21 protein-coding genes are annotated in these 24,448 nt (G+C 70.4%); 9 read left to right on the plus strand and 12 right to left on the minus strand.

The annotated features are described in order from the left end of the window. Complete coding sequence (locus ACIRRY_RS09500; RefSeq protein WP_403969825.1) at positions 1–648, minus strand: heme oxygenase (biliverdin-producing); 648 nt, start codon at positions 646–648, stop codon at positions 1–3. 122 nt (positions 649–770) lie between these two features. Next, positions 771–1,628: a type I methionyl aminopeptidase gene (map, locus tag ACIRRY_RS09505; protein WP_403969828.1), complete on the minus strand. Its 858-nt coding sequence runs from the start codon at positions 1,626–1,628 to the stop codon at positions 771–773. A 58-nt stretch (positions 1,629–1,686) separates the two neighbouring features. Here map and ACIRRY_RS09510 point away from each other — a divergent pair, with 58 nt between their 5' ends. After that, entirely contained in the window at positions 1,687–1,917 is a 231-nt protein-coding gene (locus tag ACIRRY_RS09510; RefSeq protein WP_403969831.1) for a hypothetical protein, read from the plus strand. 1 nt (position 1,918) lies between these two features. Here the strand turns inward: ACIRRY_RS09510 and ACIRRY_RS09515 are convergent, their stop codons facing one another. Both ACIRRY_RS09515 and ACIRRY_RS09520 read right to left on the minus strand, forming a co-directional pair. Further along, positions 1,919–3,226, minus strand: coding sequence for an MFS transporter (locus tag ACIRRY_RS09515; RefSeq protein WP_403969834.1), 1,308 nt, complete (start codon positions 3,224–3,226; stop codon positions 1,919–1,921). A gap of 149 nt (positions 3,227–3,375) precedes the next feature. Continuing rightward, complete coding sequence (locus ACIRRY_RS09520; protein ID WP_403969836.1) at positions 3,376–3,978, minus strand: hypothetical protein; 603 nt, start codon at positions 3,976–3,978, stop codon at positions 3,376–3,378. Positions 3,979–4,083: 105 nt separating this feature from the next. On the opposite strand from ACIRRY_RS09520, the gene ACIRRY_RS09525 reads away from it, so the two are divergent. The 3 genes from ACIRRY_RS09525 (at position 4,084) to ACIRRY_RS09535 (ending at position 6,211) form a co-directional block, all read left to right on the plus strand. Further along, complete coding sequence (locus tag ACIRRY_RS09525; protein ID WP_403969839.1) at positions 4,084–5,157, plus strand: exo-alpha-sialidase; 1,074 nt, start codon at positions 4,084–4,086, stop codon at positions 5,155–5,157. Between the two features lie 37 nt (positions 5,158–5,194). After that, complete coding sequence (gene npdG, locus ACIRRY_RS09530) at positions 5,195–5,935, plus strand: NADPH-dependent F420 reductase (RefSeq protein WP_200691542.1); 741 nt, start codon at positions 5,195–5,197, stop codon at positions 5,933–5,935. A gap of 78 nt (positions 5,936–6,013) precedes the next feature. Next, entirely contained in the window at positions 6,014–6,211 is a 198-nt protein-coding gene (locus ACIRRY_RS09535) for a hypothetical protein (RefSeq protein WP_403969842.1), read from the plus strand. On the opposite strand, the gene ACIRRY_RS09540 is transcribed toward ACIRRY_RS09535, so the two are convergent. Then, entirely contained in the window at positions 6,201–7,001 is an 801-nt protein-coding gene (locus ACIRRY_RS09540) for a site-2 protease family protein (RefSeq protein ID WP_403969845.1), read from the minus strand. The two genes, ACIRRY_RS09535 and ACIRRY_RS09540, sit on opposite strands and share 11 nt — an antisense overlap. A 213-nt stretch (positions 7,002–7,214) precedes the next feature. Here ACIRRY_RS09540 and ACIRRY_RS09545 point away from each other — a divergent pair, with 213 nt between their 5' ends. After that, positions 7,215–10,523, plus strand: a complete 3,309-nt coding sequence (locus ACIRRY_RS09545; RefSeq protein ID WP_403969848.1) for a BTAD domain-containing putative transcriptional regulator — start codon at positions 7,215–7,217, stop codon at positions 10,521–10,523. A 66-nt stretch (positions 10,524–10,589) separates the two neighbouring features. Here the strand turns inward: ACIRRY_RS09545 and ACIRRY_RS09550 are convergent, their stop codons facing one another. The 4 genes from ACIRRY_RS09550 to panB all read right to left on the minus strand — a co-directional run bounded on the left by ACIRRY_RS09550 (position 10,590) and on the right by panB (position 14,327). Then, a complete protein-coding gene (locus tag ACIRRY_RS09550; RefSeq protein ID WP_403969851.1) occupies positions 10,590–11,411 on the minus strand; it encodes an ABC transporter permease in 822 nt (273 codons plus the stop codon). Continuing rightward, positions 11,408–12,427, minus strand: a complete 1,020-nt coding sequence (locus ACIRRY_RS09555; protein ID WP_403969854.1) for an ATP-binding cassette domain-containing protein — start codon at positions 12,425–12,427, stop codon at positions 11,408–11,410. Before ACIRRY_RS09555 ends, ACIRRY_RS09550 begins: the two co-directional genes overlap by 4 nt. Before the next feature lie 126 nt (positions 12,428–12,553). Continuing rightward, the gene (locus ACIRRY_RS09560) at positions 12,554–13,345 is read right to left on the minus strand and encodes a class I SAM-dependent methyltransferase (RefSeq protein ID WP_403969857.1); all 792 of its coding nucleotides are present in this window, start codon (positions 13,343–13,345) and stop codon (positions 12,554–12,556) included. Positions 13,346–13,451: 106 nt separating this feature from the next. Beyond that, complete coding sequence (gene panB, locus ACIRRY_RS09565; RefSeq protein WP_403969860.1) at positions 13,452–14,327, minus strand: 3-methyl-2-oxobutanoate hydroxymethyltransferase; 876 nt, start codon at positions 14,325–14,327, stop codon at positions 13,452–13,454. Between the two features lie 200 nt (positions 14,328–14,527). Between panB and ACIRRY_RS09570 the strand changes: the two genes are divergently transcribed. The 4 genes from ACIRRY_RS09570 to ACIRRY_RS09585 all read left to right on the plus strand — a co-directional run bounded on the left by ACIRRY_RS09570 (position 14,528) and on the right by ACIRRY_RS09585 (position 19,401). Next, positions 14,528–16,117: an MFS transporter gene (locus tag ACIRRY_RS09570; protein WP_403969863.1), complete on the plus strand. Its 1,590-nt coding sequence runs from the start codon at positions 14,528–14,530 to the stop codon at positions 16,115–16,117. A 54-nt stretch (positions 16,118–16,171) separates the two neighbouring features. Continuing rightward, entirely contained in the window at positions 16,172–16,846 is a 675-nt protein-coding gene (locus ACIRRY_RS09575) for a TetR/AcrR family transcriptional regulator (protein ID WP_403969866.1), read from the plus strand. A gap of 188 nt (positions 16,847–17,034) precedes the next feature. Continuing rightward, positions 17,035–18,087, plus strand: a complete 1,053-nt coding sequence (locus ACIRRY_RS09580) for an endonuclease/exonuclease/phosphatase family protein (protein ID WP_403969869.1) — start codon at positions 17,035–17,037, stop codon at positions 18,085–18,087. A gap of 99 nt (positions 18,088–18,186) precedes the next feature. Further along, entirely contained in the window at positions 18,187–19,401 is a 1,215-nt protein-coding gene (locus ACIRRY_RS09585; RefSeq protein ID WP_403969872.1) for an MFS transporter, read from the plus strand. Between the two features lie 84 nt (positions 19,402–19,485). Here the strand turns inward: ACIRRY_RS09585 and ACIRRY_RS09590 are convergent, their stop codons facing one another. The 3 genes from ACIRRY_RS09590 to ACIRRY_RS09600 form a co-directional block, all read right to left on the minus strand. Continuing rightward, positions 19,486–21,522 carry an NAD(+) synthase gene (locus ACIRRY_RS09590; RefSeq protein WP_403969875.1) on the minus strand — a complete coding sequence of 679 codons (2,037 nt, stop codon included), beginning with the start codon at positions 21,520–21,522 and terminating at the stop codon, positions 19,486–19,488. 106 nt (positions 21,523–21,628) lie between these two features. Continuing rightward, complete coding sequence (locus ACIRRY_RS09595; RefSeq protein ID WP_403969878.1) at positions 21,629–23,581, minus strand: protease pro-enzyme activation domain-containing protein; 1,953 nt, start codon at positions 23,579–23,581, stop codon at positions 21,629–21,631. 227 nt (positions 23,582–23,808) lie between these two features. Next, positions 23,809–24,447 carry a DUF305 domain-containing protein gene (locus ACIRRY_RS09600; protein WP_403969881.1) on the minus strand — a complete coding sequence of 213 codons (639 nt, stop codon included), beginning with the start codon at positions 24,445–24,447 and terminating at the stop codon, positions 23,809–23,811. Position 24,448 lies beyond the last annotated feature (1 nt).

Raw genomic sequence — 24,448 nt, forward strand, 5'->3', positions numbered from 1 at the left:
TCACGCCGACAGCGGAAACTCCTCACCCAACGCCCGGAACACCCCCGTGTTCAACGCGAACGCCCGCTTGCACTCGGTCACGATCCGCTGCTTCTCCAGATCGTCGGCCTGTATGCCGTCCAGCAGTTCCCGGTAGCCCCGCTTGAACGACGCCGGGTTGCCGATGCCCTCGAACACGTAGAACCGGACCCCGTCACCCCGCCGCGCGAACCCCCACGTCCGCTCCGCCTTGTCCCGGATGATCTGGCCTCCGGAGAGATCCCCGAGGTAACGCGTGTAGTGGTGGGCGATGTACCCGGCCGGCCACTCCTCGGCACACGCGCGCACCCGGTCCGCGTAGGCCTGGGTGGCCGGCAGCGCGGTCAGCCCGGAACGCCAGTCCGCACCCCGCAGATGCGCCAGGTCCCGCTCCAGCGCGGGCAGTCGGAACAACTCGGCCCGGATGAACGGCCCGGCCACCGGATCCGCCGCCAGCCGCCCGGCCCCGGTCTCCAACGCCTCGTAGACGAACCACAGTTGCTCGGTGTACCGGGCGTACGCGTCCACGCTGAGCCGGCCGCCGAGCAGATCGCTCATGAAGGTGGAGGTCTCGGCCTCCACATGCTGTTCGTGGGAGGCGGTGCGGATGACTGTCGAGAAGGAGTCCATGAGCCCTATCCTCTAAGGCAAGGCTTACCTAAGTCAACAGGTTACCGACGCCCTGTCGGTAAAAGCGTACAAGAAAAGACCCGCCCCCAGCAGGGGACGGGTCCCGAGGCGATGCTCAGGCGCTACGGCAGGGTGAGGACCTCCGCCCCCGACTCCGTCACCACCAGCGTGTGCTCGAACTGCGCCGTCCGCTTCCGGTCCTTCGTGACGACCGTCCACCCGTCGTCCCACATGTCGTACTCGTACGACCCCAGCGTCAGCATCGGCTCGATCGTGAACGTCATCCCGGGCTGGATGACCGTCGTCGCGTGCGGGCTGTCGTAGTGCGGGACGATCAGCCCGGAGTGGAACGACGAGTTGATGCCGTGGCCGGTGAAGTCCCGGACCACGCCGTACCCGAAGCGCTTGGCGTACGACTCGATGACCCGGCCGATGATGTTGATCTGCCGGCCCGGCCGGACCGCCTTGATCGCCCGGTCCAGGGACTCACGCGTGCGCTCGACCAGCAGCCGGCTCTCCTCGTCGACGTCCCCCACCAGGTACGTCGCGTTGTTGTCGCCGTGCACCCCGCCGATGTACGCCGTCACGTCGAGGTTGATGATGTCGCCGTCGCGCAGCACCGTGGAGTCCGGAATGCCGTGGCAGATCACCTCGTTGAGCGAGGTGCACAGGGACTTGGGGAAGCCGCGGTAGCCGAGCGTCGACGGATAGGCGCCGTGGTCGCACATGTACTCGTGCGCGACCTTGTCGATCTCGTCCGTGGTCACCCCCGGCGAGATGATCTTCGCGGCCTCCGCCATCGCCCGCGCGGCGATCCGCCCGGCGGTCCGCATCGCCTCGATCGTCTCGGGGGTCTGCACCTCCGGCCCGGTGTACGGGGTCGGCGCGGGCTTGCCGACGTACTCGGGGCGACGGATGTTTCCGGGCACGGGACGGGTGGGGGAGAGCTCCCCTGGTACGAGCAGCGACTGGCCAGACATACCAGCGAGTCTAACCAGCGGACATGGGGGAACATGGCCGTAGGGAAAGGAGCCCTTGATGGCCCTGTTCAAGAAGCGCACGGTCGGGAAGCCCGGCGAGTGGTACTACTGCCTCGAACACAAGAAGGTCGAGGAGGGGCCGGAGTGCCCCGCCAAGGACCGCTTCGGGCCGTACGCCACCCGCGCGGAGGCCGAGCACGCGATGGAGACGGCCCGCGAGCGCAACCTGGAGTGGGAGACCGACCCCAAGTGGCACGACGCGGCCAAGGGCAGCGCCGACGAGGACTGAATCAGGCGGGGGCGGTGGCGTCGGCGGCGCGCTGCCTCTTCAGCCGTAGCGCGTGCTCGTCCGTCCTGGCGTCGTACGACATCAGCTTCGGCAGTCCCGCGGCCAGCAGTCCCACCGCGCCCACGCACATCAGCCCGCCCGCCCACACCGACGTCCGCACCCCGGACAGCGCGGCCATCCCACCGGACCTGACCTGCCCCAGTTGCGGGCCCACCGAGTAGGACAGCAGCTCGATCCCGGCGAGCCGGCCGCGCAGCTCGTCCGGGATCGTCTGGTTCCACATCACCCCGCGGAAGATGCCGCTGACCATGTCGCAGCCGCCCGCGAGGGTGAGGAACAGCAGCACCAGCCAGACGTTGCCGACCGCGCCCGCGCAGGCGATCGCCGCGCCCCACAGCGCGGCGGCCAGCACCACCATCCGCCCGTGCCGGTGGATCCGCGAGGTCCAGCCACTGGTCACGCTCACCAGCAGCGCCCCGGCCGGAACGGTCGAGTACATCAGCCCCAGCGCCCACTCGGCGTGCAGATCGTCCGCGAGGAACGGCAGCACCGCCAGCGGCATCGCGAAGAACATCGCCGCGAGGTCGATCGCGTACGTACCGAGCAGCTCCTTGCGGCTCCACGCGTACCGGGCGCCCTCCGCGATCGACCGCAGCGAGGGCTTCCGCGCCTCGTGGGCGCCGGGGGAGGCGGCGATACGGAAGATCAGGACCACGGATATCGCGTACGTCAGCGTGTCCGCCGCGAACGCGTAGGGCAGCCCCGCGAACGCCACGACCACGCCCGCCACCGCCGGGCCCGTGACCCCGCCGACCGTCCAGCGCAGCGAGTTGAGCGCGGACGCGGCCGTCATGTGCTCATGCGCCACGATCCGCGGCCACAGCGAGTCCAGCGCGGGCCGCTGGATCGAACCGAGGACGGAGGTCAGGGCGGCGATCACGTACAGCGGCCAGACGGCGGGCTCCGGCAGCAGCGAGTTGAACAGCAGCGCCCCGCACAGCACACCGAGCCCGACCTCGGTCCACACGATCAGCTTCCGCTTGTCCCACGCGTCGGCGAGCGCACCGCCGTAGAGCCCGAACACGATCAACGGCACGAGTTCTACGGCCCCGACGGCGCCCACCGCCGCCGCGGAACCCGTGAGTTCCTTGAGCTGCACCGGGACCGCGACGAACGTCAGAAAACTCCCGAAGTTCGAGACCAGCCCGGCGAGCCAGAGCCTGCGGAAGTCGACGGAGGCGTGCCAGGGGGCGAGATCGGGGAGGAGGGCGCGGAGGCGGGTGGGGGGTGCGGGGGAGTCGGCGGTCACAATCCGCCACGATCACCTGGGGGGTGGCGGCCGGGCAACCGCTTTTTCCTGTCCACCTGTCAGCTGGGCGAGCCGGACGGCCGGGTGGGAAATCACCCGCTTTTCACGTCCACCTCTCGACCGACCGAGACGGGTGGGTGGGGAAAGAACTACCAGCGGGCAGGCGGCGGTGCCGTCAAATGCTCCGTCAGCCGCGACACCTGGTCCCGGAATCGCCGTCGCCCCCGAGTCACCGGCACCACATTCTCCCCGGCCGCCGCGCTCACCAGGTGCTGCACGGTGTCCAGGTCCAGATCCGTGCCCTCCGGTACGGCGAGCGACTCGTGGGCCAGGGACGCCAGTTCACGGTCCGAGGAGCCCAGCGCCAGGACGGTCGCCCCGGCCCGCCGCGCATCGGACACCCGCTCCAGAAGCGGACCCCCCGGCCCCTCCGGCGACACCACGAGCAACGTCTCACCCCGCCGGGCCGCCTCGATCCGCCCCAGCCCGACCGACAGATGCGCCGGATCGGAGGGACACGCGTCATGCCGTACGAGAGTCGGCGCCAGCTCCGGCGTACCCGACCAGGCCGCCTCGTCGACGAGATGCGCCGCGAGATGCCACGGCTCGTACGCGGACGTGCCCACCAGCAACAGCCCACCCCCGTGCGACACGACGGACCCGCGCAACACCCCCGCGAACCTCCGCGTCGCCCCCAACCACTCGGTCCCGGCGAGCACTTCACGCAACAGCGCGACCCGTACGGCGTCCATGGCCGAGCATCCTGCCGCAACCGGCCGTTCGTGACGCGGAGTTCACCACGAATTCGCCCAACTTGGGGATGGTGCGGGCTCATAGGCCACACAAGGAGTCAACTCATGACAGAAGTCACCGTTCCCTTCCGCGCGGGTGAAGGGGGCTACGCGAGCTACCGGATCCCGGCGGTCGTGGTCTCCCGCGCCGGCACCCTCCTGGCGTTCTGCGAGGGCCGCGTCGACTCCGCGAGCGACCACGGCCACATCGAGATCGTCCTGCGGCGCTCCACGGACGGCGGCCGCACCTGGGGCCCGCTCACCGCCGCCGCCACCAACGGCCCCCACCTCGCGGGCAATCCGGCCCCCGTCGTCCTCGACACCGGCCGCGTCCTGCTCGTCTACGTCCGCGCGACCGCGACCGCCACCGAGGACGCCATCCTGCGCGGCCAGGTGACACCGGCCGACGGACGGCGGATCTGGGTGCGCTACAGCGACGACGACGGGGTCACCTGGTCGAGTTCGACGGAGATCACCGCGCAGGTGAAGAAGCCCGAGTGGCGCTGGTACGCCACCACGCCCGGACACGCGATCCAGCTGAGCACCGGCCGCGTGGTCGTCGCCGCCAACCACACGATCCCGCCGACCGGCAAGGACGTGGGCAACGAGGCCAAGTACAACAGCGGCCACTGCCTGCTCAGCGACGACAAGGGCGGGACCTGGTACCTCGGCTACCTCGACGAGAACGCGGACGGCTACATCAACTGCAACGAGACCACCGCCGCCGAACTCCCGGACGGACGCGTCTACTTCAACACCCGCAACGACTCGACGTCCCCCGGCAACCGCGCCGACGCGTACTCGGCGGACGGCGGGAGGACCCTCGTCAAACCCTTCCGCCCGCAGGCGGGCATCACCGCCCCCGTGTGCGAGGCCAGCGTCCTCCAACTCCGCGACCCCGACGTGCTGGTGTACTCCGGCCCCGGCGACCCGGCCGCCCGCGCCCTGCTGACCCTGCGCGCCTCCACCGACGACGGCACCACCTGGCGCCCGGTGTTCACGGTCGACGGTCTGCCCGCCGCCTACTCCGACCTCGTCCGTGTCGACGACGACACGGTCGGACTCCTCTACGAGACCGGCGACTTCGGGCCGTACGAGACGATCACGTTCCGCCGGGTGCCCGTGACGGACCTCACCTGAGCCGATACGGGTGCGGAGGCGGACGTAAAGTCGGCCCATGACCTCTACCGACAGTGCTGCACAGACCCCCGCGACGGCCTCCGGGACCGCCCCCGCGAAGGCCCCCGCCAAGGACCCGTGGGACCTCCCCGACGTCTCCGGACTGGTCGTCGGCGTGCTCGGCGGGACCGGGCCGCAGGGCAAGGGCCTCGCCTACCGGCTCGCCAAGGCCGGCCAGAAGGTGATCATCGGTTCCCGCGCCGCCGACCGCGCACAGGCCGCCGCCGAGGAACTCGGCCACGGGGTCGAGGGCGCCGACAACGCGGAGACCGCGCGCCGCAGCGACGTCGTGATCGTCGCCGTGCCCTGGGACGGCCACGGCAAGACGCTGGAGTCGCTGCGCGAGGAACTGGCCGGGAAGCTCGTCGTCGACTGCGTCAACCCGCTCGGCTTCGACAAGAAGGGCGCCTACGCGCTGAAGCCGGAGGAGGGCAGCGCCGCCGAACAGGCCGCCGCCCTGCTGCCGGACTCGCGGGTCGCCGCCGCCTTCCACCACCTGTCGGCGGTGCTGCTCATGGACACCGAGATCGCCGAGATCGACACGGACGTCATGGTGCTGGGCGAGGAGCGCGCCGACGTCGAGATCGTGCAGGCGCTGGCCGGCCGTATCCCCGGCATGCGCGGTGTCTTCGCCGGCCGGCTGCGCAACGCCCACCAGGTGGAGTCCCTGGTCGCGAACCTGATCTCCGTCAACCGCCGCTACAAGGCCCACGCGGGACTGCGCGTCACGGACGTCTGAGCGGGTGGGGGACACTGGTGGCGGCCGACCCGCCAGTGTCCCCATCTGTTCAGCCGTCTTCCGACAGGAGCCGATCCCATGCACCTCTTGCTCCCACCCGACCCAACCCGGCGACTCGCCCTCTACGCCCTCGTCGTCTGTCTGCTCGCCGTGGCCGCGGCGGTCGTCTCCTTCGTGGAGGGCAGCCTGCTCGGGATCGTGTGGGTACTGCTCGCGGGCCTCTCGTCCAACATGTGCTGGTACTACCTCAAGCGGGGCAGGTCCGTCACTGGCTGACCGAGCAGAACTCGTTGGTGCCCTGCCAGAAGCGGTACAGGTTCTGCCCGCAGTAGGTCTCGAAGTCGCTGATGCCGAGCCCGCGCAGGATCGCGTCGATGACATCGAAGAAGTACGTGTTGATCGACGGCACCCACAGCAGCGCGAACACGAACAGCAGGCCGAACGGCGCGAACGGCTCCACCTGCCGCTTCACGTTGTACGACAGCCAGGGCTCGATCACGCCGTAGCCGTCCAGGCCCGGCACCGGCAGGAAGTTCAGCAGCGCGGCCGTGACCTGGAGCAGCGCGAGGAACGCCAGCGCGAACCGGAAGTCCCGCGGCACCCCGTCGAGCGAGTGCAGCCAGAACGGCGCGGTGCAGACGGCCGCGAACAGCACGTTCGTCAGCGGGCCCGCCGCCGAGATCAGGCTGTGCTTCCAGCGGCCCTGGATGCGGCCCCGCTCGATGAACACCGCGCCACCGGGCAGACCGATGCCGCCCATGATGACGAAGATCACCGGGAGCACGATGCTGAGCAGCGCGTGCGTGTACTTCAGCGGGTTGAGGGTGAGATAGCCCTTCGAGCCGACCGAGATGTCACCGCTGTGCAGGGCGGTGCGCGCGTGCGCGTACTCGTGCAGACACAGGGAGACGATCCAGGCCGCCGTCACGAGCAGGAAGACGGCGACGCCCGGCTGCTCGGCGAACCCGGTCCAGGTGGCCCAGCCGGTCACCGCCGTGACGGCCAGGATCCCGAGGAAGACGGGACTGATCCGCCGGTCGCTCGGGCGGGTGGTGGTGGCGGTCATGGGGGCGGGCTCCCTGCTGGGTTCGGTGGACGCGAAGCCCGACGGTACCGGGCCCGAGGGGAAAACGTCTCGCGAGCGGTGGTCGGTTCCGGGGAAGGTGGGGACATGGGACTCTGGCACGCGATCTACGACCCCGTCACCCCTCCGGGACGGCCCCGTGCCCGGCGCCGCGCCGCCACAACCCCGTGACCGCTTCCGTCGCCACCAGAGACAATGGACCCCGTGCGCTATCGCATTCTCGGCACCACCCAGGCACTCCGCTCCGACGGCACGCCCGTCCCGGTCGGCGGGGCACGGCTGCGCGCCCTGCTCACGGTGCTCGCCCTGCGGCCCGGCCGGCCGGTGCCCGCGGGCGTGCTGGTGGACGAGGTGTGGGGCGCCGACCCGCCCGCCGACGCGCTCGGCGCGCTCCAGGCGCTGGTGGGCAGGCTGCGCCGGGCGCTCGGCGCCGACGCGATCACCTCGGCGGACACCGGCTACCGGCTCGCCGCCGCCCCCGACGACATCGACCTGCACCGTTTCGAGCGGCTGACGGGGGAGGGGCTGCGGGCGCTGACCGACGGCAACGCGACGAAGGCGGCGGAGGTGCTGGACGACGCCCTGGCCCTGTGGACCGGCCCGCCCCTCACCGACCTCCCCGACCGCACGGCGGAGGCGGCCCGCTGGGCGACCCGCCACCTCGACGCCCGCCGTGCCCGTCTGACAGCGGCCCTGGCCCTCGACGACGCGGACACCGCCCTCCCCGAACTGACCGCCCTGTGCGACACCCACCCCCTCGACGAACCTCTCCAGTGCCTCCGCCTCCGCGCCCTCCGCGCCACCGGCCGCACAGCGGAGGCCCTGGCCGCCTACGAGGACGTACGCCAACTCCTGGCGGACCGCCTCGGCTCCGACCCCGGCCCTGAACTGCGGGCGCTGCACGGGGAGTTGCTCAGTCCGGATGACGGTGCGCAGGGCGACGCCGGTCACCGCGACCCCACACCCTCCCTCCCATCCACCACCCCTCTCCTTGGCAACCTCCGTGCCCGCCTGACCTCCTTCGTCGGCCGGGAAGCCGACATCGACGTCATCCGGGGCGATCTCGCCGCCGCCCGCCTGGTGACGCTGCTCGGGCCCGGCGGTGCCGGGAAGACGCGGCTGTCGCAGGAGGTGGCGGAAGGGGTGCGGGACGCGGCGCGGGACGGGGTGTGGCTGGCCGAACTCGCCCCCGTCGACGCCCCCGAGGCCGTGGCGACGGCCGTGCTCACCGCGGTCGGGGCGCGCGAGACGGTGATGTACGGCGCCGGCGCCGAGGCGATCCGGGCCGCCGGCGGCGAGCGCCACGACGACCCGCTCGATCGGCTCGCGGAGCACTGCGGCCGGCGCCGGATGCTGATCGTCCTCGACAACTGCGAGCACGTCGTGGACGCCGCCGCCCGCCTCGTCGAGGCCCTGCTGGAGCGCTGCCCCGAACTGACCGTGCTCGCCACCAGCCGCGAACCCCTGGGCGTACCGGGCGAGTTGCTGCGCCCGGTGGAGCCACTCCCCGACCCCGTCGCGCTACGGCTGCTCGCCGACCGGGGTGCCGCCGCCCGGCCGGGGTTCACGGTCGCGGACGACCCCGAGGCCTGCGCCGAGATCTGCCGGCGGCTCGACGGGATGCCGCTGGCCATCGAGCTGGCGGCCGCCAGGCTGAGGATGTTGACGCCGCGTCAGATCGCCGACCGGCTCGACGACCGCTTCCGGCTGCTCACTTCGGGCAGTCGTACGCTGCTGCCCCGCCAGCAGACCCTGCGGGCCGTCGTCGACTGGTCCTGGGACCTGCTCGACGCGGACGAACGGGACGTGCTGACCACCCTGTCCGTCTTCGCCGGCGGCTGCGACCTCGCCGCCGCCGAGGCTGTGTGCGGGCCCGTCGCGTTCGAGACGCTGGGCTCGCTGGTCGACAAGTCCCTTGTGGTGGCCGCCCCTTCGGGCGACGGGGAGATGCGCTACCGGCTCCTGGAGACCGTCGCCGAGTACGCGGGCGAACGCCTCGACGAGGCCGGCCGCCGCCCCCGCGCCGCCCGCGCCCATCTGACGTACTACCGCGAACTCGCCCGCACCACCGACCCGTTGCTGCGCGGCCCCGGCCAACTCGCCGCCGTGGGACGGCTGGAGCTGGAGTACGAGAACCTCCGCACCGCCCTGCGGCACGCCGTCGCCGAGCGCGACGAGCAGGAGGGGATCTGCCTCGTCCTGTCGCTGACCTGGTACTGGCACATGCGCGACGTCCGCATGGAGGCCCGCAACTGGTGCGTCGAGGTGATGGCCCTGGGCCCGGACCCCTTCGCCGCCCCCGTCCAGCGCGCCGCCCCGGTCTGGCAGCGGTGCACCGACGTCCCGCCCCCGCTCACCGGAGAACTCCTCGCCGAGGCCCGGCGCGGCCTCCATCTCGCGCATCTGGCCTGTATGGACACGGAGTTGGACGCCTGGGAGGCACCGGCCGCGAAGGAGAAGCTGCGCCTCATCACCGAGGTCTACGAACCGGGCCAGCCGCAGACCTGCCGTATGCCCGGCATGTTCTGGTTCTTCGCCGTGCTGCTGACCGGCAGCGTGGAACGGCTGCCCGCGATCTTCGACGCCGATGTCCACACCTGCCGTACCGCCCCCGGCATGGAGTGGGAGCTGGCCACCACGCTCCAGATGCGCGCCAACATGCTCGCCAACCGCACCGACTGGGCGGGCGACGCGGCCCGGGACGCCGACGAGTCGCTGGAGATCTTCCGCCGCCTCGGCGACGGCTGGGGCACCGCCGAGGCGCTCTCCGCCCGCGCCGAGGCCCGGGAACGCACCGGTGACTACCGACGGGCCGCCCTCGACTACGAGGCCGCGATCGAACAGGCCGAACTGCTCGGTGCCCACGGGCAGACGGCCGTACTCGGTGCCCGGTTGGGCAGCGCGCTCATCGAGGCCGGCGAGTTCGAGCGGGGCGAACGCCTGCTGCGCGAGGTGATCGAGCAGCAGCACCATCTGGGCAGCGAGGCGATGCCCGCCGCCCGGATGTTCCTCGCCAGCCGGCTCACCATGTCCGGCCGCGTCGAGGAGGCACGCGAGGAGATGCGGCTGCTGCGCGAGGAGTTCCAGATCTCGCACTTCGTCGTCTTCGACGCGTTCATCCTCGGCTCGGAGGCGTGGGTGGAGGCGGTCGACGGCAACTACCAGTTGTCCCTGGACAAGGTCCGCAAGGCGCTGGAGCGGGCCGGCGACCCGCTGTCGGAGGCCATCGCCCCGAGCATGTCCTCGCTGTACCTGGGGATCGCCGCGGTCGTCCTCGCCGAACTGGACGGCGGCAGCCGGGTCCGCGACGGTGTCCGCTGCCTCGTCGCGGCGTTGGGGCTGCTGCCGCCCGGGCACGTCAGGGCGTCCGTGGAGAGCGAGGTGTACCGTCAGGCCGAGCTGCGGGCGCGCGCCGTGCTCGGCGACGCGGCCTACGAGGCGTACGCGGCCGAATGCGCCGAGGGCGGCAGCCTCTCCGCGAAGGAGGCTGCCGCCCTGGTGTGAGCCGACGCGTACCCGGTGGGACGGGCGGCCCGTGGGCCGTACCGCCCGAAGAGGCGCACGGCCGGGTCAGGTCTTGGTGCGGAACTTGTGGATCGCGATCGGGGCCATCACCGCGGTGAGCCCCACCGACCAGGCCAGCGTCAGCAGCACACCGTGGGCGACCGGGCCGCCCACCATCAGCCCGCGGGCCGCGTCGGCCAGGGAGGACAGCGGGTTGTAGTCGGTGAAGTTCTGCAGCCAGCCCGGCATCGACCCGGTCGGCGCGAAGATCGACGAGCCGAACTGCAGCGGCATCAGCACCAGGAAGCCCATGGCCTGCACGGACTGCGCGCTCTTCATGGTCACGCCGAGGGTGATGAACACCCACATCAGCGCCGAGCCGAACACCGCGGACAGCCCGATCGCGGCGAACATGCCGCCCCAGCGGTGGATGTCGAAGCCGACGAGGACACCGACGACCATCAGAACGGCGCACGCGACCAGCATGCGCATGATCTCGACCAGGATCTTGGCGATCAGTACCGAGCCGCGTCCGATGGGCAGCGACCGGAACCGGTCCATGACCCCGCTGTGGAAGTCGGTGTTGAAGCCGGTGCCCACCCCCTGGGCCATGTTCATGCCCATCATGGCGAGCAGACCGGGCACGACGTACTGCACGTACGCGTGCTGCCCGCCGCCCAGCGACTGCCCGATCGAGCCGCCGAAGACGTACACGAACAGCAGCGTGAAGATCACCGGGAACAGGATGGCGTCGAACATCGACTCCGGGTCCTGCCGGATCCACAGCAGATTGCGGCGGATCAGCGCGCCGGTGTGGCGCAGATGGTTGCGCAGCGGGATACGGGGGTCCGACGCGACGGCGCCGGGCTTCACGGTGATGGCGCTCATACGGCGACCTCCTCGCGGTCGTGGGTGGGCACGGTGTCCTGCGGGGCGCTGGCGCGGTGGCCGGTGAGGGACAGGAACACCTCGTCCAGGCTGGGCAGTTCGGTGGTGATGGAGGCGATGGTGAGGCCGCGGGCGCTCACCGCGCCGACCACGGCGGTCAGTTGCTCGTCGCTGAGGATCGGCACCAGGACCGTGCCGCTCTCCACGTCGACGGTGACGGTGGCGAGTCCGGTGATGCCCAGCTCGTCCAACGCGTGGGCCAGCGGCCGCAGTTGCAGCGGGTCGGCCGGCCGGATGCGCAGCGAGCGACCGCCGACCTTCGCCTTCAGCTCGTCGACCTTGCCACTGGCGATGACCTTGCCGTGGTCCACGACGGTCAGCTCGGAGGCGAGTGCCTCGGCCTCCTCCATGTACTGGGTGGTGAGCAGCACGGTCACGCCGCCGCCGACCATGGACTTCACCTCGTCCCACACCTCCATGCGGGTGCGCGGGTCCAGGCCGGTGGTCGGCTCGTCCAGGAACAGCACCTGCGGGTGCCCGATCATCGAGGCGGCCAGGTCGAGCCGGCGCCGCATACCGCCGGAGTAGGTGCTGGCGGGCCGCTTGGCGGCGTCCGTCAGCGAGAACCGCTCCAGCAGTTCGTCGGCGCGGGCCCGGGCGTCCTTGCGGGACAGGTCGAGCAGCCGCCCGATCATGTACAGGTTCTCCCAGCCCGGGAGCTTCTCGTCCACCGAGGCGTACTGGCCGGTGAGGCCTATCACCCGGCGCAGTTGGCGGGGCTGGCGCAGGACGTCGTAGCCGGCGACGGTGGCCTCGCCGGAGGTCGGGGCGAGCAGTGTGGACAGGATGCGTACGAGGGTGGTCTTACCGGCACCGTTCGGCCCGAGCACACCCATCACGGTGCCCTCCCGGACGTCCAGGTCGACGCCGTCCAGCGCCTTGGTCTCGCCGTAGTGCTTGACCAGCCCCCGCACGGACACTGCCGTGCCGCTGGGTGTGTTGTCGATTCGCGTCATGCCGATGACAGTGCCAGGGCCGACCGACAGAACGCCTACATCCCACCGACAGCCGCCTACAGCCCGCCGACGCCGGCCTCTGCCCGTCCACCACCTGCCACGGCCGGCCGGGATGCGCACACCGGGTCAGCCCGGTTTGACCGCCTGTGTCGCGAAGTAGTGCGACATGTATTCGGCGGACGCGTCGGACTGGTGCGGCCCTTCCGCGAAGCCGGTGAGGACGAACCCCGCGGCGAGTTGCCCGCCGATCTGGGCGGTGAGGGTGTGGCCGTATTCGAGAGCGGCGTCCGCGCCGAACTTCGTGGCGCGTTCCTCGGCGGAGTAGTGCGTGACATCGCTGTAGGGCAGCTTGTGCGCGACGATCAGCTCGCCGCGTTCGTCGAGCGCCTCGTGGTCGAACAGGTACGCGTCGGGGTTGAGGAAGCCCGCGAGCAGGGTTCCGCCCGGTCGCAGGACGCGGAAGCACTCGCGCCACACCGGTGCCAGGTCCGGTACGAACAGGTTGGAGACCGGATGGAACACGACGTCGAATGCCCCGTCGCCGAAGACGCCGAGGTCGCTCATGTCGCCCTGCACGGTGCGCAGTTCGAGCCCGTCGCGCTCCGCCACCAGCCGGTCCTGGCCGAGCTGGCGGGGCGAGTTGTCGAAGACGGTGACCCGCGCCCCCGCGGCGGCGAGGACCGGACCCTGCTGGCCACCGCCGGAGGCCAGGCACAACACGTCCTTGCCGGTCAGGTCCGTCGGCAGCCAGGAGCGGTCGACCGGCTCACGCCCGATGAGAACGATCGACCAGTCGCCCGTGCGGGCGCGCTCGACGGTCTCAGAACTCACCGGCGTCGACCACTCGTTGCCCTCCTGGACGTACTTGTCCCAGGCCGCCCGGTTGTGGGCAACGGGGTCGACACCAATGTCCCGCACGTGTGGCTCCCTTCGAGAACCCTGGCCAGGTCGGACAGTAAAGAGGCAGCCCGCCGACGGGGGAAGTTCGGCGGGCTGCCATGGTGCCGCAGTGGCTCTCAACCGGTCAGTGGACCGAGTGCTCCTCCAGCGGGAACGTCCCGCCGACGACATCCTCCGCGAACGCCTTCGCCGCGTCGCCCATGACCGCACGCAGATCGGCGTACTGCTTCACGAACTTCGGCATCTTCCCACCCGTGAGCCCCAACATGTCGGTCCACACCAGGACTTGGGCATCGGTCTCGGCCCCGGCCCCGATCCCGACCGTGGGAATGTGCAGCACCCGGGTCACCTCGGCGGCGAGTTCCGCCGGCACCAGTTCGAGGACGACCGCGAACGCCCCCGCGTCCTGCACGGACTTCGCGTCCCGCAGCAACTGCTGGGCCGCCTCCTCGCCCCGGCCCTGCACCCGGTACCCCATCGAGTTCACGGACTGCGGAGTGAGACCGATGTGCGCCATCACCGGGATCCCGGACTCGACCAGCAGCCGGATCTGGGCGTGCGAGCGCTCGCCGCCCTCCAGCTTCACCGCGCCCACCCCGGCCTCCTTCACCAGCCGGGTCGCCGAGCGCAGCGCCTGCACCGGACCCTCCTGGTAGGACCCGAAGGGCAGGTCGCCCACGATCAGCGCCCGCTGCGTGCCGCGCACGACCGCGGCGGACAGCATGGTCATCTCGTCGAGGGTGACGGGCACGGTCGACTCGTACCCGAGATGGCAGTTGCCCGCCGAGTCGCCGACGAGCATGACCGGGATACCGGCCTCGTCGAAGACGGACGCGGTCATCGCGTCGTAGGCGGTGAGCATGGGCCACTTCTCGCCGCGTTCCTTGGCGAGGGCGATGTCGCGGACGGTGATACGGCGTGTGCCCTTGCCTCCGTACAGCGCCTTGCTGCCGTCGGAGGAGCTGGTCTTCCCAGTCTGGGCAGCCGAAAGCTGCGTCATTGCAACGGCTCCTTCAGTCATCTCGAGGCACCCTCACGGCGTCCCCGGATCCCCTCCATGGTGGCACCTCGTGCCACGGAGGGCCAGAGGGGCCCCCGGTCACGCGCATCACGTGGCGATACGTAAGGTCTGAGTAAAAGATTTACGATACGGCACGGTCTCGTATCGGAATTGCCCGGCGGTTCCCTAGTCTGGACCGCATGACCACTCCACCCGTCCCTGGCACCCGGATACCCGAAGCGGTGCACCGCCGCCGCTGGGCCATCCTCGGCGTGCTGATGCTGAGCCTGCTGATCGTGGTGCTCGACAACTCGATCCTCAACGTCGCCATCAAGACCATCTCCACCCCGGCCCCGACCGGCCTGGGCGCGACACAGAGCGAGCTGGAGTGGGCGATCAACGCCTACACCCTCGTCTTCGCCGGCCTGCTGTTCACCGCGGGCCTCCTGGGTGACCGGATCGGCCGCAAGCGGGTCCTGCTCGGCGGGCTCGTCGTGTTCGGCATCGGCTCCGCGCTGGCCGCCGAGTCCGGCTCGCCGGACCAACTCATCGGCTACCGCGCCCTGATGGCCCTCGGTGCCGCCTTCGTGATGCCCGCCACCCTCGCCGTCCTCATGAACGTCTTCGAGCGCGAGGAGCAGCCCAAGGCCATCGGCATCTGGGCCGGCGGCGTCGGCCTCGCCATCGCGATCGGCCCGATCACCGGCGGTGTCCTCCTCGACCACTTCTGGTGGGGCTCGGTCTTCCTGATCAACGTGCCGATCGTGCTGATCGCGCTCGCCCTGATGATCTGGCTGGTCCCCGACTCCCGCGACCCGAAGCCCGGCCGCCTCGACCCGGTCGGCGTGGTCCTGTCCGTCGTAGGCCTCGTCCTGCTGGTCTACGGCATCATCGAGGGCGGCGAGCTGGCCGACTTCACGGCGCCCAAGGTGCTGTCGACGATCCTCGCCGGTGTCGTGGTCCTCGCCGGGTTCGTCTGGTTCGAGAAGCGCAGCGACCACCCGTCCATCGATGTCACGTACTTCAAGAACAAGGAGTTCTCGGCCGCGATCGCCGCCATCGCGCTGGTCTTCTTCGCGCTGATGGGCGTGACCTTCTTCTCGGTCTTCTACACCCAGAGCGTGCGCGGCTACTCGCCGCTGCAGACCGGTCTGCTGATGCTGCCGCTGGCCGCCGCGCAGATGATCTTCGCGCCGCGGGCCCGGCTGGTCGTCAACCGCTTCGGCAACAAGATCACGACCGGCGTCGGCCTCGTGCTGCTCGCCGGGATGCTCGGTGCCTTCGCGACGCTCAAGGCGGACACGCCGATCTGGATCCTTGAGGTCATCTTCTTCCTCATGGGCGCCGGTATGGCCCACGTCATGACCCCGACCAGCGTCGTCATCATGCAGGCGCTGCCGCGCGAGAAGGCGGGCTCCGCGTCCGCGCTGAGCAACACCTTCCGGCAGGTCGGCGGCGCCCTCGGCATCGCCGTCCTCGGCTCGGTGCTGTCCACGGCGTACCGCAACGGCATCGAGGGCAAGCTCGGCTCGGTGCCGGCCGCCCTCAAGGACACGGCCGGCGAGTCCATCGAGGCCACCCTCGGTGTCGCCGCGAAGCTCGGCCCGCAGGGCAGGGCCCTGATCACCCCGGCCAACGACGCCTTCCTGCACGCCATGCACGTCACCGCCCTGTGCGGCGCGGGCGTCGCGGTCGTCGGCGCGGTGGTCGCGTTCCTCTTCCTGCCCGGCAAGCCGTCGGTTCCTCAGGAGGGCAAGCAGGAGCCGGAGTTGGTCGTCGTAGGCGAATAGCGACGACAATCACCACAGGACGGGAACGGGGGGACAGCGAAGGGACGGAGTGAAGTGAGCCTTGCCGACAACGGCACCGCCACCGGCACTGACAACGGCACCGACAACGGGACCGACAACGGGACCCGGCCGGGCGCGCCCACCCGGGGACGCCCGCGGAGCGAGGCCGTCGAACGCGCCATCACGGAGGGCGTGATGAAGCTCCTGGAGGAGGGCGTGCCGCTGGCCGAACTCTCCATCGAGCGCATCGCCCGTACCGCCGGAGTCGGCAAGGCCACCATCTACCGCCGCTGGCCGGGCAAGGAGGAGTTGTTCGTCGACGTCGTCCGCGAGGCCGAGCCGCAGGACCCCGAACTGCCCGGCATCTCGCTGCGCGACGACCTCGTGGCGATGATGGAACAACTGCGCCAGCGCGGCCTGCTGACCCGGTCCTCGGCGCTCCTGCACAACGTGTTCGCGCAGATGAAGAGCAGCCCGAAGGTCTGGGCCGCCTACCACGCGACGGTCGTGGAACCCCGGCGCCGCAAGCAGGTGGACATCCTGCGCCGCGGCCAGGAGAACGGCGAACTCCGCACCGACCTCGACCCCGATCTGATGAACGACATGCTGGTGGGCCCGATGCTCCTGCGCACCGTCATGCGCGTCGACGCGGACCTCCCCGAGGGCCTGTCGGAACTGCTCGTCGACACGGTCCTGTTGGCCCTGCGACCCGTCGGCCCGGCCGGCTGAGAACCCGTCCGAATGTGCGCGTTCCGTCACAGAGACCGCCGCCGTCGCGCGTGTTCGGAACTCCGGACGCCGACTTGTTCGTCCTCGTCCCAGTACGGCCGTCATGGGACGGCGGATCGGAACCGATCATCCCCTAGGGTCGTAGGCGCGGGGACGATGGTGTGCACGGCAGGTAGTGAGGCGACGGAATGGCACAGCAGGCGTATGTGGCGGAGACGGACGACGGCGGCTCGGGGGACGAGCCGCGCGGATCCCGGCTTCGGCGCCTGTGGAACAGACTGACCGGCGGCTGGCGCGGCGACCCGCGGATCTGGCGCCGGGGTCTGATCCTCGCCGCGACCGCGATCCTGCTCGCCCTCGTCATGCTGCTGCACTCGCGCATCCCGAACCGGATCGGGAACCTCGGCAGCCTCACGGAGACGTTCCTGCCCTGGTTCGGGCTGCTGGTCCCGGTCCTCCTCGTCCTCGGCCTGGTCCGCCGGTCGGCTACCGCGCTCATCGCCGTCGTCCTGCCGACGGTCGTCTGGCTGAACCTCTTCGGCGGGCTGCTGCTCAGCGACAAGACCGGCACCGGCGGCGATCTGACGGTGGCCACGCACAACGTCAACGCCGACAACCCCGACCCGGCCGGTACGGCCCGTGACGTGGCCGCGTCCGGCGCGGACGTCGTCGCCCTGGAGGAGCTGACGGCGGCGGCGGTCCCGACGTACGAGGAAGCACTCGCGTCGACGTACAAGTACCACTCGGTGCAGGGCACGGTCGGCCTGTGGAGCAAGTACCCGATGAGCGGCATCAGGGCCGTGGACATAAAGCTGGGCTGGACGCGTGCGATGCGCGCCACCGTCGCGACCCCCGAGGGACAGATCGCGGTCTACGTCGCCCACCTCCCCTCGGTGCGCGTGAAGCTGGAGGCCGGGTTCACGGCACGGCAGCGCGACAAGAGCGCCGACGCGCTGGGTGAGGCGATCGCGGCCGAGCCGCTCAAGCGGAAGATCCTCCTCGGCGACCTGAACGGCACGATGAACGACCGCTCGCTGAACGCCGTCACCTCCCAGATGCGCTCCACGCAGGGTGCGGCGGGCAGCGGCTTCGGGTTCAGCTGGCCGGCCTCGTTCCCGATGGCGCGGATCGACCAGATCATGGTCCAGGGCGTGGAACCGGTCACCTCGTGGACCCTCCCGAAGACCGGCAGCGACCACCTCCCGATCGCGGCCCGTGTGAACCTCGACACGAGCTCTTAACCTCGTGGAATAGAGCGCCTGGGAGTCTTTGTTCCGTAACTGAACTTAAGCTCGCTCAGTACGGAACTCCGCTCTCCCTCGAAAGGCACAGGCACTTCCATGCCCCTGGCCCTGCTCGCTCTGGCCGTCGGCGCTTTTGGTATCGGCACCACCGAATTCGTGATCATGGGCCTGCTGCCCGAGGTCGCGGACGACCTCCACGTCTCGATCCCCACGGCGGGCCACCTGGTCTCGGCGTACGCGCTGGGGGTGGTCATCGGTGCCCCGCTGCTCGCGGCGGTCACGGCCCGGCTGTCCCGCCGTACCGTCCTGATCGGGCTGATGGTCCTGTTCGTGGCGGGCAACGCGCTCTCGGCCTTCGCCGCGAACTACGACTACCTCCTCGTCGCCCGCTTCCTGAGCGGCCTGCCGCACGGCGCCTTCTTCGGCGTAGGAGCCGTCGTCGCTACGACGATGGTGGCGCCCGAACGCAAGGCGCGCAGCGTCTCGTTGATGTTCCTGGGCCTCACCGTCGCCAACATCGTGGGCGTACCGGCGGCCACGATGATGGGCCAACACCTGGGCTGGCGGGCCACGTTCCTCGGCGTGAGCGCGATCGGCCTGGCGGCGATAGCGTCGCTGGCGCTGCTGATCCCGCACGACCACGCGCACGCGCCTGCGGTGGGCCTGCGCCGCGAGATGGCGGCGCTGAGGTCACTTCCGGTCTGGCTGGCTCTGGGTACGACGGTGGCGGGCTTCGGCGCGCTCTTCTCCGCCTACAGCTACATCACCCCGATGCTCACGGACGCGGCGGGCTTCGCCGACGGCAGCGTGACGCTGCTGCTGGCGCTGTTCGGCGTAGGAGCGACGGCAGGCAACTTGCTGGGCGGCCGCCTGGCGGACCACTCCCTCCGGGGCACCCTGTTCGGCGGCCTGGTGTCCCTGGCCGCGGTCCTGGCCCTGTTCCCGCTCCTGATGACCACGGAGTGGAGCGCGGCCCTGTCGGTCGTCCTGCTCGGCACAGCGGCGTTCGTGACGGGCTCCCCGCTCCAGCTGATGGTGATGGAGAAGGCGTCAGCGGGCCCGTCCCTGGCCTCTTCCGCGAACCAGGCAGCCTTCAACCTGGCCAACGCGGGCGGCGCCTGGATCGGCGGCCTCGCCTTGGCGGCAGGCTTCGGAGCGACGTCGCCTGCGCTGGCCGGGGCGGTTTTGGCTGTGCTGGGACTGGGAGTTGCCGGTACAGCGGCGATGGTGGACCGTCGGCGGGCCGTGCCCGGGCGTGAACTGCTGGTCGCGGCTCATGTGCCCGAGCGGTCGGCCGCGCTGCACCACTAGCCTGTCGGGCGTTCGAGGACGAGGCTCTTCGGGCCGGTGGGGGTCCAGGGCCGCGTCCCCGGACCCCCACCGACCCGCACCGAATCAGTCGAACCGCTCCAGATCCCGCAACCAAGCCGTAGCCGACCCATCGGACGGCGCCCGCCAGTCCCCCCGAGGCGACAACGACCCCCCCGCCGAAACCTTCGGCCCATTCGGCATCGCCGACCGCTTGAACTGCGCGAAGCCGAAGAAGCGCCGGCAGAACACCTCCAGCCACCGCCGGATCTCCGGCAGGTCGTACGCCACCCGCTTCTCCTCGGGGAAGCCGGGAGGCCAGGCGCCCGCCCCCGCCTCGTGCCACGCGTGCCACGCCAGGAACGCGATCTTCGACGGGCGGAAGCCGTAGCGCAGGACGTGGAAGAGGGTGAAGTCGTGGAGGGCGTAGGGGCCGATCTTCGACTCCGTGGACTGCATCTCCTCGCCCGGTACCAGTTCCGGGCTGATCTCCGTGTCGAGGATCGCGGTGAGGATCTTGCCGGTCTCCTCGTCGAACTGGTCGCTGCTCACCACCCACCTGATCAGATGCTGGATCAGGGTCTTCGGTACGCCGGAGTTGACGTTGTAGTGGCTCATCTGGTCGCCGACGCCGTACGTGGACCAGCCCAGCGCCAGCTCCGACAGGTCACCCGTGCCGAGCACGATGCCGTTGCGCTGGTTGGCGAGGCGGAACAGGTAGTCGGTGCGCAGGCCGGCCTGGACGTTCTCGAAGGTGATGTCGTAGACGGGCTCGCCGGAGGCGAAGGGGTGGTCCATCTCCTTCAGCATCAGGCGGGCGGTCGGCGTGATGTCCAACTCGGCGGCCGTGACACCGATCGCCCGCATCAGCGCGTGCGCGTTGTCCTTCGTGTGGTCGCTGGTCGCGAAACCGGGCAGCGTCCAGGCCAGGATGTCGCTGCGCGGACGCCCCGCGCGGTCCATCGCGCGCGCGGCGACGATCAGCGCGTGCGTGGAGTCGAGGCCGCCGGAGACCCCGATGACGACCTTCGGGCCGCCGATCGCCGCGAGCCGCTGCTGAAGGCCCTCGACCTGGATGTTGTACGCCTCGTAGCAGTCCTGCGCGAGCCGCTCCGCGTCGGCCGGCACGAACGGGAAGCGCTCCAGACGGCGGCGGAGTCCCAAGTCGGCGAGCGGCGGGGCGAGTTCGAAGGACACCGTCCGGAAGTCCGCGGTCCTCGCCCGGTGCGTGCGGCGGTTGTCGTCGAACGTGCCCATCCGCTGCCGTTCCTGCCGCAGCAGGTCGAGGTCGACGTCGGCCACCGCGTACTCGTCGCCCAGCGGGAAGCGTTCCGTCTCCGCCAACAGCACACCGTTCTCGTAGACCATCGCCTGGCCGTCCCAGGACAGGTCCGTCGTCGACTCGCCGAGGCCGGCCGCCGCGTAGACGTACGCGGCGAGGCAGCGCGCGGACGCCGAGCGGCACAGCAGTTTGCGGTCCTCGGCGCGGCCGACCGTGATCGGGCTGCCGGAGAGGTTGACGAGGACCGTCGCCCCCGCCAGCGCGGCCTCGGCGCTCGGCGGCACCGGCACCCACATGTCCTCGCAGATCTCCGCGTGCAGCACGAGGGACGGTACGTCCCGCGCCGCGAACAACAGGTCCACGCCGAAGGGGACTTCCTCCCCGCCGACGCGGATCGAACCGCCGCGCTCGTCCGCGCCGTCGGCGATCTGCCGGCGTTCGTAGAACTCGCGGTAGTTCGGGGGGTACGACTTCGGTACGACGCCCAGGACGCGGCCCCGGTGCACCAGCACCGCGCAGTTGTAGATCCGGTTGCGGTGTCGCAGCGGGGCGCCGACGACCAGCACCGGCAGCAGCTCGGCCGACCCGGCGACCACCTCTCGTAGCGCCTCTTCGACCTGGTCGAGGAGGACGTCCTGGAGCAGCAGGTCCTCGATGGAGTAGCCGCACAGGCCCAGCTCCGCGAAGACGGCGACGGCGACGCCCTCCTCGGCGCAGCGGCGGGCGTGACGCAGGACCGCTTCGGCGTTGGCGTGCGGGTCCGCGATCACGGTGTGGCCCGTGCAGGCGGCGACGCGGGCGAAGCCGTGCTGATAGATCGACCAGAAGTTCAGTGGAGGCACGGGTCCACTGTAATCGCCCGTAATCGTCAGAGCGACACAATGGGGTGGCGCGAGGTGTGGTGCACCCCACGCCACCCCACGGTGGCTGCTAGTTGCCGCTACGAGGTCAGTGGTGACCCTTCGAGGGGACGAACGACTGGACGTAGCCGCCCGCGGGCGTGCCCACGCCGGTCACGTCGTCGTAGCCCTTGACCGCGGACAGCGAGCTGTCCTTGCCGAGGCTGCGGACCGAGGTCAGCAGGCCGTCGGAGGCGTCGAAGGCGTTGGCGAAGTCCACGCGCGCCACCGCCAGGCCGGAGCCCGTCGGGTTGTCGGTCACGTCGTGGTAGGCCTTCGTGCCGTACTTGGCGTAGATCGACGGGTTGGCGAAACCGATCGCCTTGCCGCCGCGCGCCTCCTGGGCCAGGGCCTGGACCGCCGCGATCACCGGCGAGGCGAGCGAGGTGCCGCCGATCCGGTACTCGCTGTACTGCTCCGACCCGTCGGGGAAGGTCTGCGTCTGGCCGACCTTGAAACCGGTGTTCGGGTCGGCGATCGCCGAGATGTCCGGGACGACGCGGTTGCCGGTGGCGCTGTTGGCCGTGGCGAGCGCCTTCGGGACGACACCCTTCTGGTAGAAGGGCTCGGCCACCGTCTTGCTGGTGCCGCCGCCCGCGCCCGAGGTGAAGGCGCCGGGGAAGCTGGTCCAGCTCTTGCCGTCGGCCGACAGCGCGGCCTTCTCGGTGCCCCAGCCGGTCTCCCACAGGTACTTGTCGCCCTTGCCGACCGCCAGCGAGGTTCCGCCGACCGCCGTCACCCACGCCGAGTTGGCCGGGGTGTCGACCTGCTTCGTACCGGTGTTGGCGACCTCGTCGCCGTTGTCACCGGAGGAGAAGTAGAAGCCGATGCCCTCGACCGCGCCCAGCTGGAACACCTGGTCGTAGGCGGCCGCGAGGTCCGGGGTCTGGTTGGCCTCGATGTCGCCCCACGAGTTGGAGACGATGTCGGCCAGGTGGTTGTCGACGACCTTGCTGAGCGAATCGAGCAGATCGTCGTCGAAGCAGGACGCGGCACCCACGTACGTGATGTTCGCGTCCGGCGCCACCGCGTGCACGGCCTCGACGTCGAGGGTCTCCTCGCCGTACCAGCCGGACGCGTCACAGGCCTCGGTCTGTGTGTAGGTGCTGGGCAGCACCTGCTTCAACTGGCTGGTGGAGTACTTCTGGTCGCCGTGGTTCTTCGCGTAGGTGGCCGCGTCGAAGGCGATCGTCGGGGAGGCGTAGGCGTCGGTGATGGCGACGCGCACGCCCTTGCCCGTGTACTTGCCGGCGCCGTAGGCCGCCCGCAACTGCTTGCCGGTGTAACCCTGGACGGCGTACGGGATCTTCTTGCCGTACGCCGACGGCAGCGTGCTCGCGGTGTTGGAGCCGTAGTACGAGGAGAACGGCCCCGAGTTCTTGAACACGGCGGTCGGACCCGGCAGCGCGTCGTCGTGGTTCGCCTTGTGCGGGGCGTTGTCCAGACCGGTGACGGTCAGGACGGCACCGCCCAGGCTGTCCGGCGCGGAGGCCGTCTTCGACGGGGCGCGGTAGGTCTTCGTGCCCTTCGAGTAGTTGTGCAGCGAGGTGCTGAACGCCTTCTCGACCGCCGCCACGTCACCGGAGACCGTGACGTAGTGCTGCGTGGTGCCGGTGACCTTCAGCCCGGCGGACTTCAGCCAGGACTTGACGGCGGTCACCTGGGCCGTCGTGGCGCCGAAGCGCTGCTGTACCTGAGCGGCGCTCAGGTACTTGCCGTACAGGGCCGAACTCGGGTCCGAGACGGACTTGGCGTACGCCGCGAGGCCGGACGCGTTCCGGCCGGCGAGGTAGACCCGGGCGGAGACCTGGGAGCTGTCGGAGGTCGCTCCCTTGTCCGCCTTGGCCGTCGCCCACGCGGGCTTGGTGCCCGCGAGCGTGTCCCGGCCCGGGCTGTCCGCGGCGTGCGCCGCGGGTATGCCGAGCGCCAGGGCACCGGCGATCATGGGCAGTGTCGCTGCCATGCTCACGCCGGCGCGCATGGTGGCGCGATTGGATCTCATAAAACCCCCTGCTATGCGGTTCGACGCATGGAGTGGTTGGTCGTCGTCGATCCGTACGGAACCCGCGGCGGGAAGGCCCGTGGATGGATCACACGTGGGGGCCACTCTTTCGATGAACCGTTCATGCCAGGGGAACGCAAAAGTCAAGAGAAACCCAAGGAACCGTCACTCAGGGCGATTTGGGAGCTTTTTTCCTTACGGGCGTGTAACGAACGACCGGGGATGCTTTACGAACGCGCTTTTGCGCCACGCTCCTTGAGCATGTCGGCCATCAACTGGATCTCCGACCGCTGCGCGTCGACCATCCCCTGCGCCAGCCGTTTCTCCACCCCCACCCGGCACTTGTCCACACACCCCTCGGCCATGTGGATGCCGCCCTTGTGATGGTCCGTCATGAGTTGCAGGAAGAACACCTCGGCGGGCTTTCCGCTCAGTGAATTCAGCTTCGTCAGCTCGGAGTTGGTCGCCATCCCGGGCATCAGCGAACCGTCCTTGCCGGACGCCATGTCACCCATGCCCATCCAGGTCATCGGCGGGTCCGCGGACACCTTCGGCAGCCCCCACAGGTCCAACCAGCCCAGCAGCATGCCCCGTTGGTTGGCCTGCGTCTGCGCGATGTCGTATGCAAGGCGCCGTACTTCCACGTTCTTCGTACGGTCCCGCACGATGTACGCCATCTCGACGGCCTGCTGATGATGGACCGCCATGTCCCGCGCGAACCCGGCGTCCGCCGAATTCGCCGCAGGGACTGAGGAGTTGTTCGATCCGCCGCCGCTGCCGTCCTCCGCGACCGCGTAGGTGATCGCGCCGCCCGCGACCAGTACGGCGGCCGCGGCACCCGCGACCCACCCGACGTACGCCCTCACG

Source organism: Streptomyces sp. NPDC101776 (assembly GCF_044766845.1).
GTDB lineage: Bacteria > Actinomycetota > Actinomycetes > Streptomycetales > Streptomycetaceae > Streptomyces.

Bases quoted from the DNA above. Each gene is read 5' to 3' on its own strand.
- ACIRRY_RS09500 (WP_403969825.1), bottom strand. From the start codon at position 648: ATGGACTCCTTCTCGACAGTCATCCGCACCGCCTCCCACGAACAGCAT.
- map (WP_403969828.1), bottom strand. From the start codon at position 1,628: ATGTCTGGCCAGTCGCTGCTCGTACCAGGGGAGCTCTCCCCCACCCGT.
- ACIRRY_RS09510 (WP_403969831.1), top strand. From the start codon at position 1,687: ATGGCCCTGTTCAAGAAGCGCACGGTCGGGAAGCCCGGCGAGTGGTAC.
- ACIRRY_RS09520 (WP_403969836.1), bottom strand. From the start codon at position 3,978: ATGGACGCCGTACGGGTCGCGCTGTTGCGTGAAGTGCTCGCCGGGACC.
- ACIRRY_RS09525 (WP_403969839.1), top strand. From the start codon at position 4,084: ATGACAGAAGTCACCGTTCCCTTCCGCGCGGGTGAAGGGGGCTACGCG.
- npdG (WP_200691542.1), top strand. From the start codon at position 5,195: ATGACCTCTACCGACAGTGCTGCACAGACCCCCGCGACGGCCTCCGGG.
- ACIRRY_RS09535 (WP_403969842.1), top strand. From the start codon at position 6,014: ATGCACCTCTTGCTCCCACCCGACCCAACCCGGCGACTCGCCCTCTAC.
- ACIRRY_RS09540 (WP_403969845.1), bottom strand. From the start codon at position 7,001: ATGACCGCCACCACCACCCGCCCGAGCGACCGGCGGATCAGTCCCGTC.
- ACIRRY_RS09545 (WP_403969848.1), top strand. From the start codon at position 7,215: ATGGACCCCGTGCGCTATCGCATTCTCGGCACCACCCAGGCACTCCGC.
- ACIRRY_RS09550 (WP_403969851.1), bottom strand. From the start codon at position 11,411: ATGAGCGCCATCACCGTGAAGCCCGGCGCCGTCGCGTCGGACCCCCGT.
- ACIRRY_RS09555 (WP_403969854.1), bottom strand. From the start codon at position 12,427: ATGACGCGAATCGACAACACACCCAGCGGCACGGCAGTGTCCGTGCGG.
- panB (WP_403969860.1), bottom strand. From the start codon at position 14,327: ATGACGCAGCTTTCGGCTGCCCAGACTGGGAAGACCAGCTCCTCCGAC.
- ACIRRY_RS09570 (WP_403969863.1), top strand. From the start codon at position 14,528: ATGACCACTCCACCCGTCCCTGGCACCCGGATACCCGAAGCGGTGCAC.
- ACIRRY_RS09580 (WP_403969869.1), top strand. From the start codon at position 17,035: ATGGCACAGCAGGCGTATGTGGCGGAGACGGACGACGGCGGCTCGGGG.
- ACIRRY_RS09585 (WP_403969872.1), top strand. From the start codon at position 18,187: ATGCCCCTGGCCCTGCTCGCTCTGGCCGTCGGCGCTTTTGGTATCGGC.
- ACIRRY_RS09595 (WP_403969878.1), bottom strand. From the start codon at position 23,581: ATGAGATCCAATCGCGCCACCATGCGCGCCGGCGTGAGCATGGCAGCG.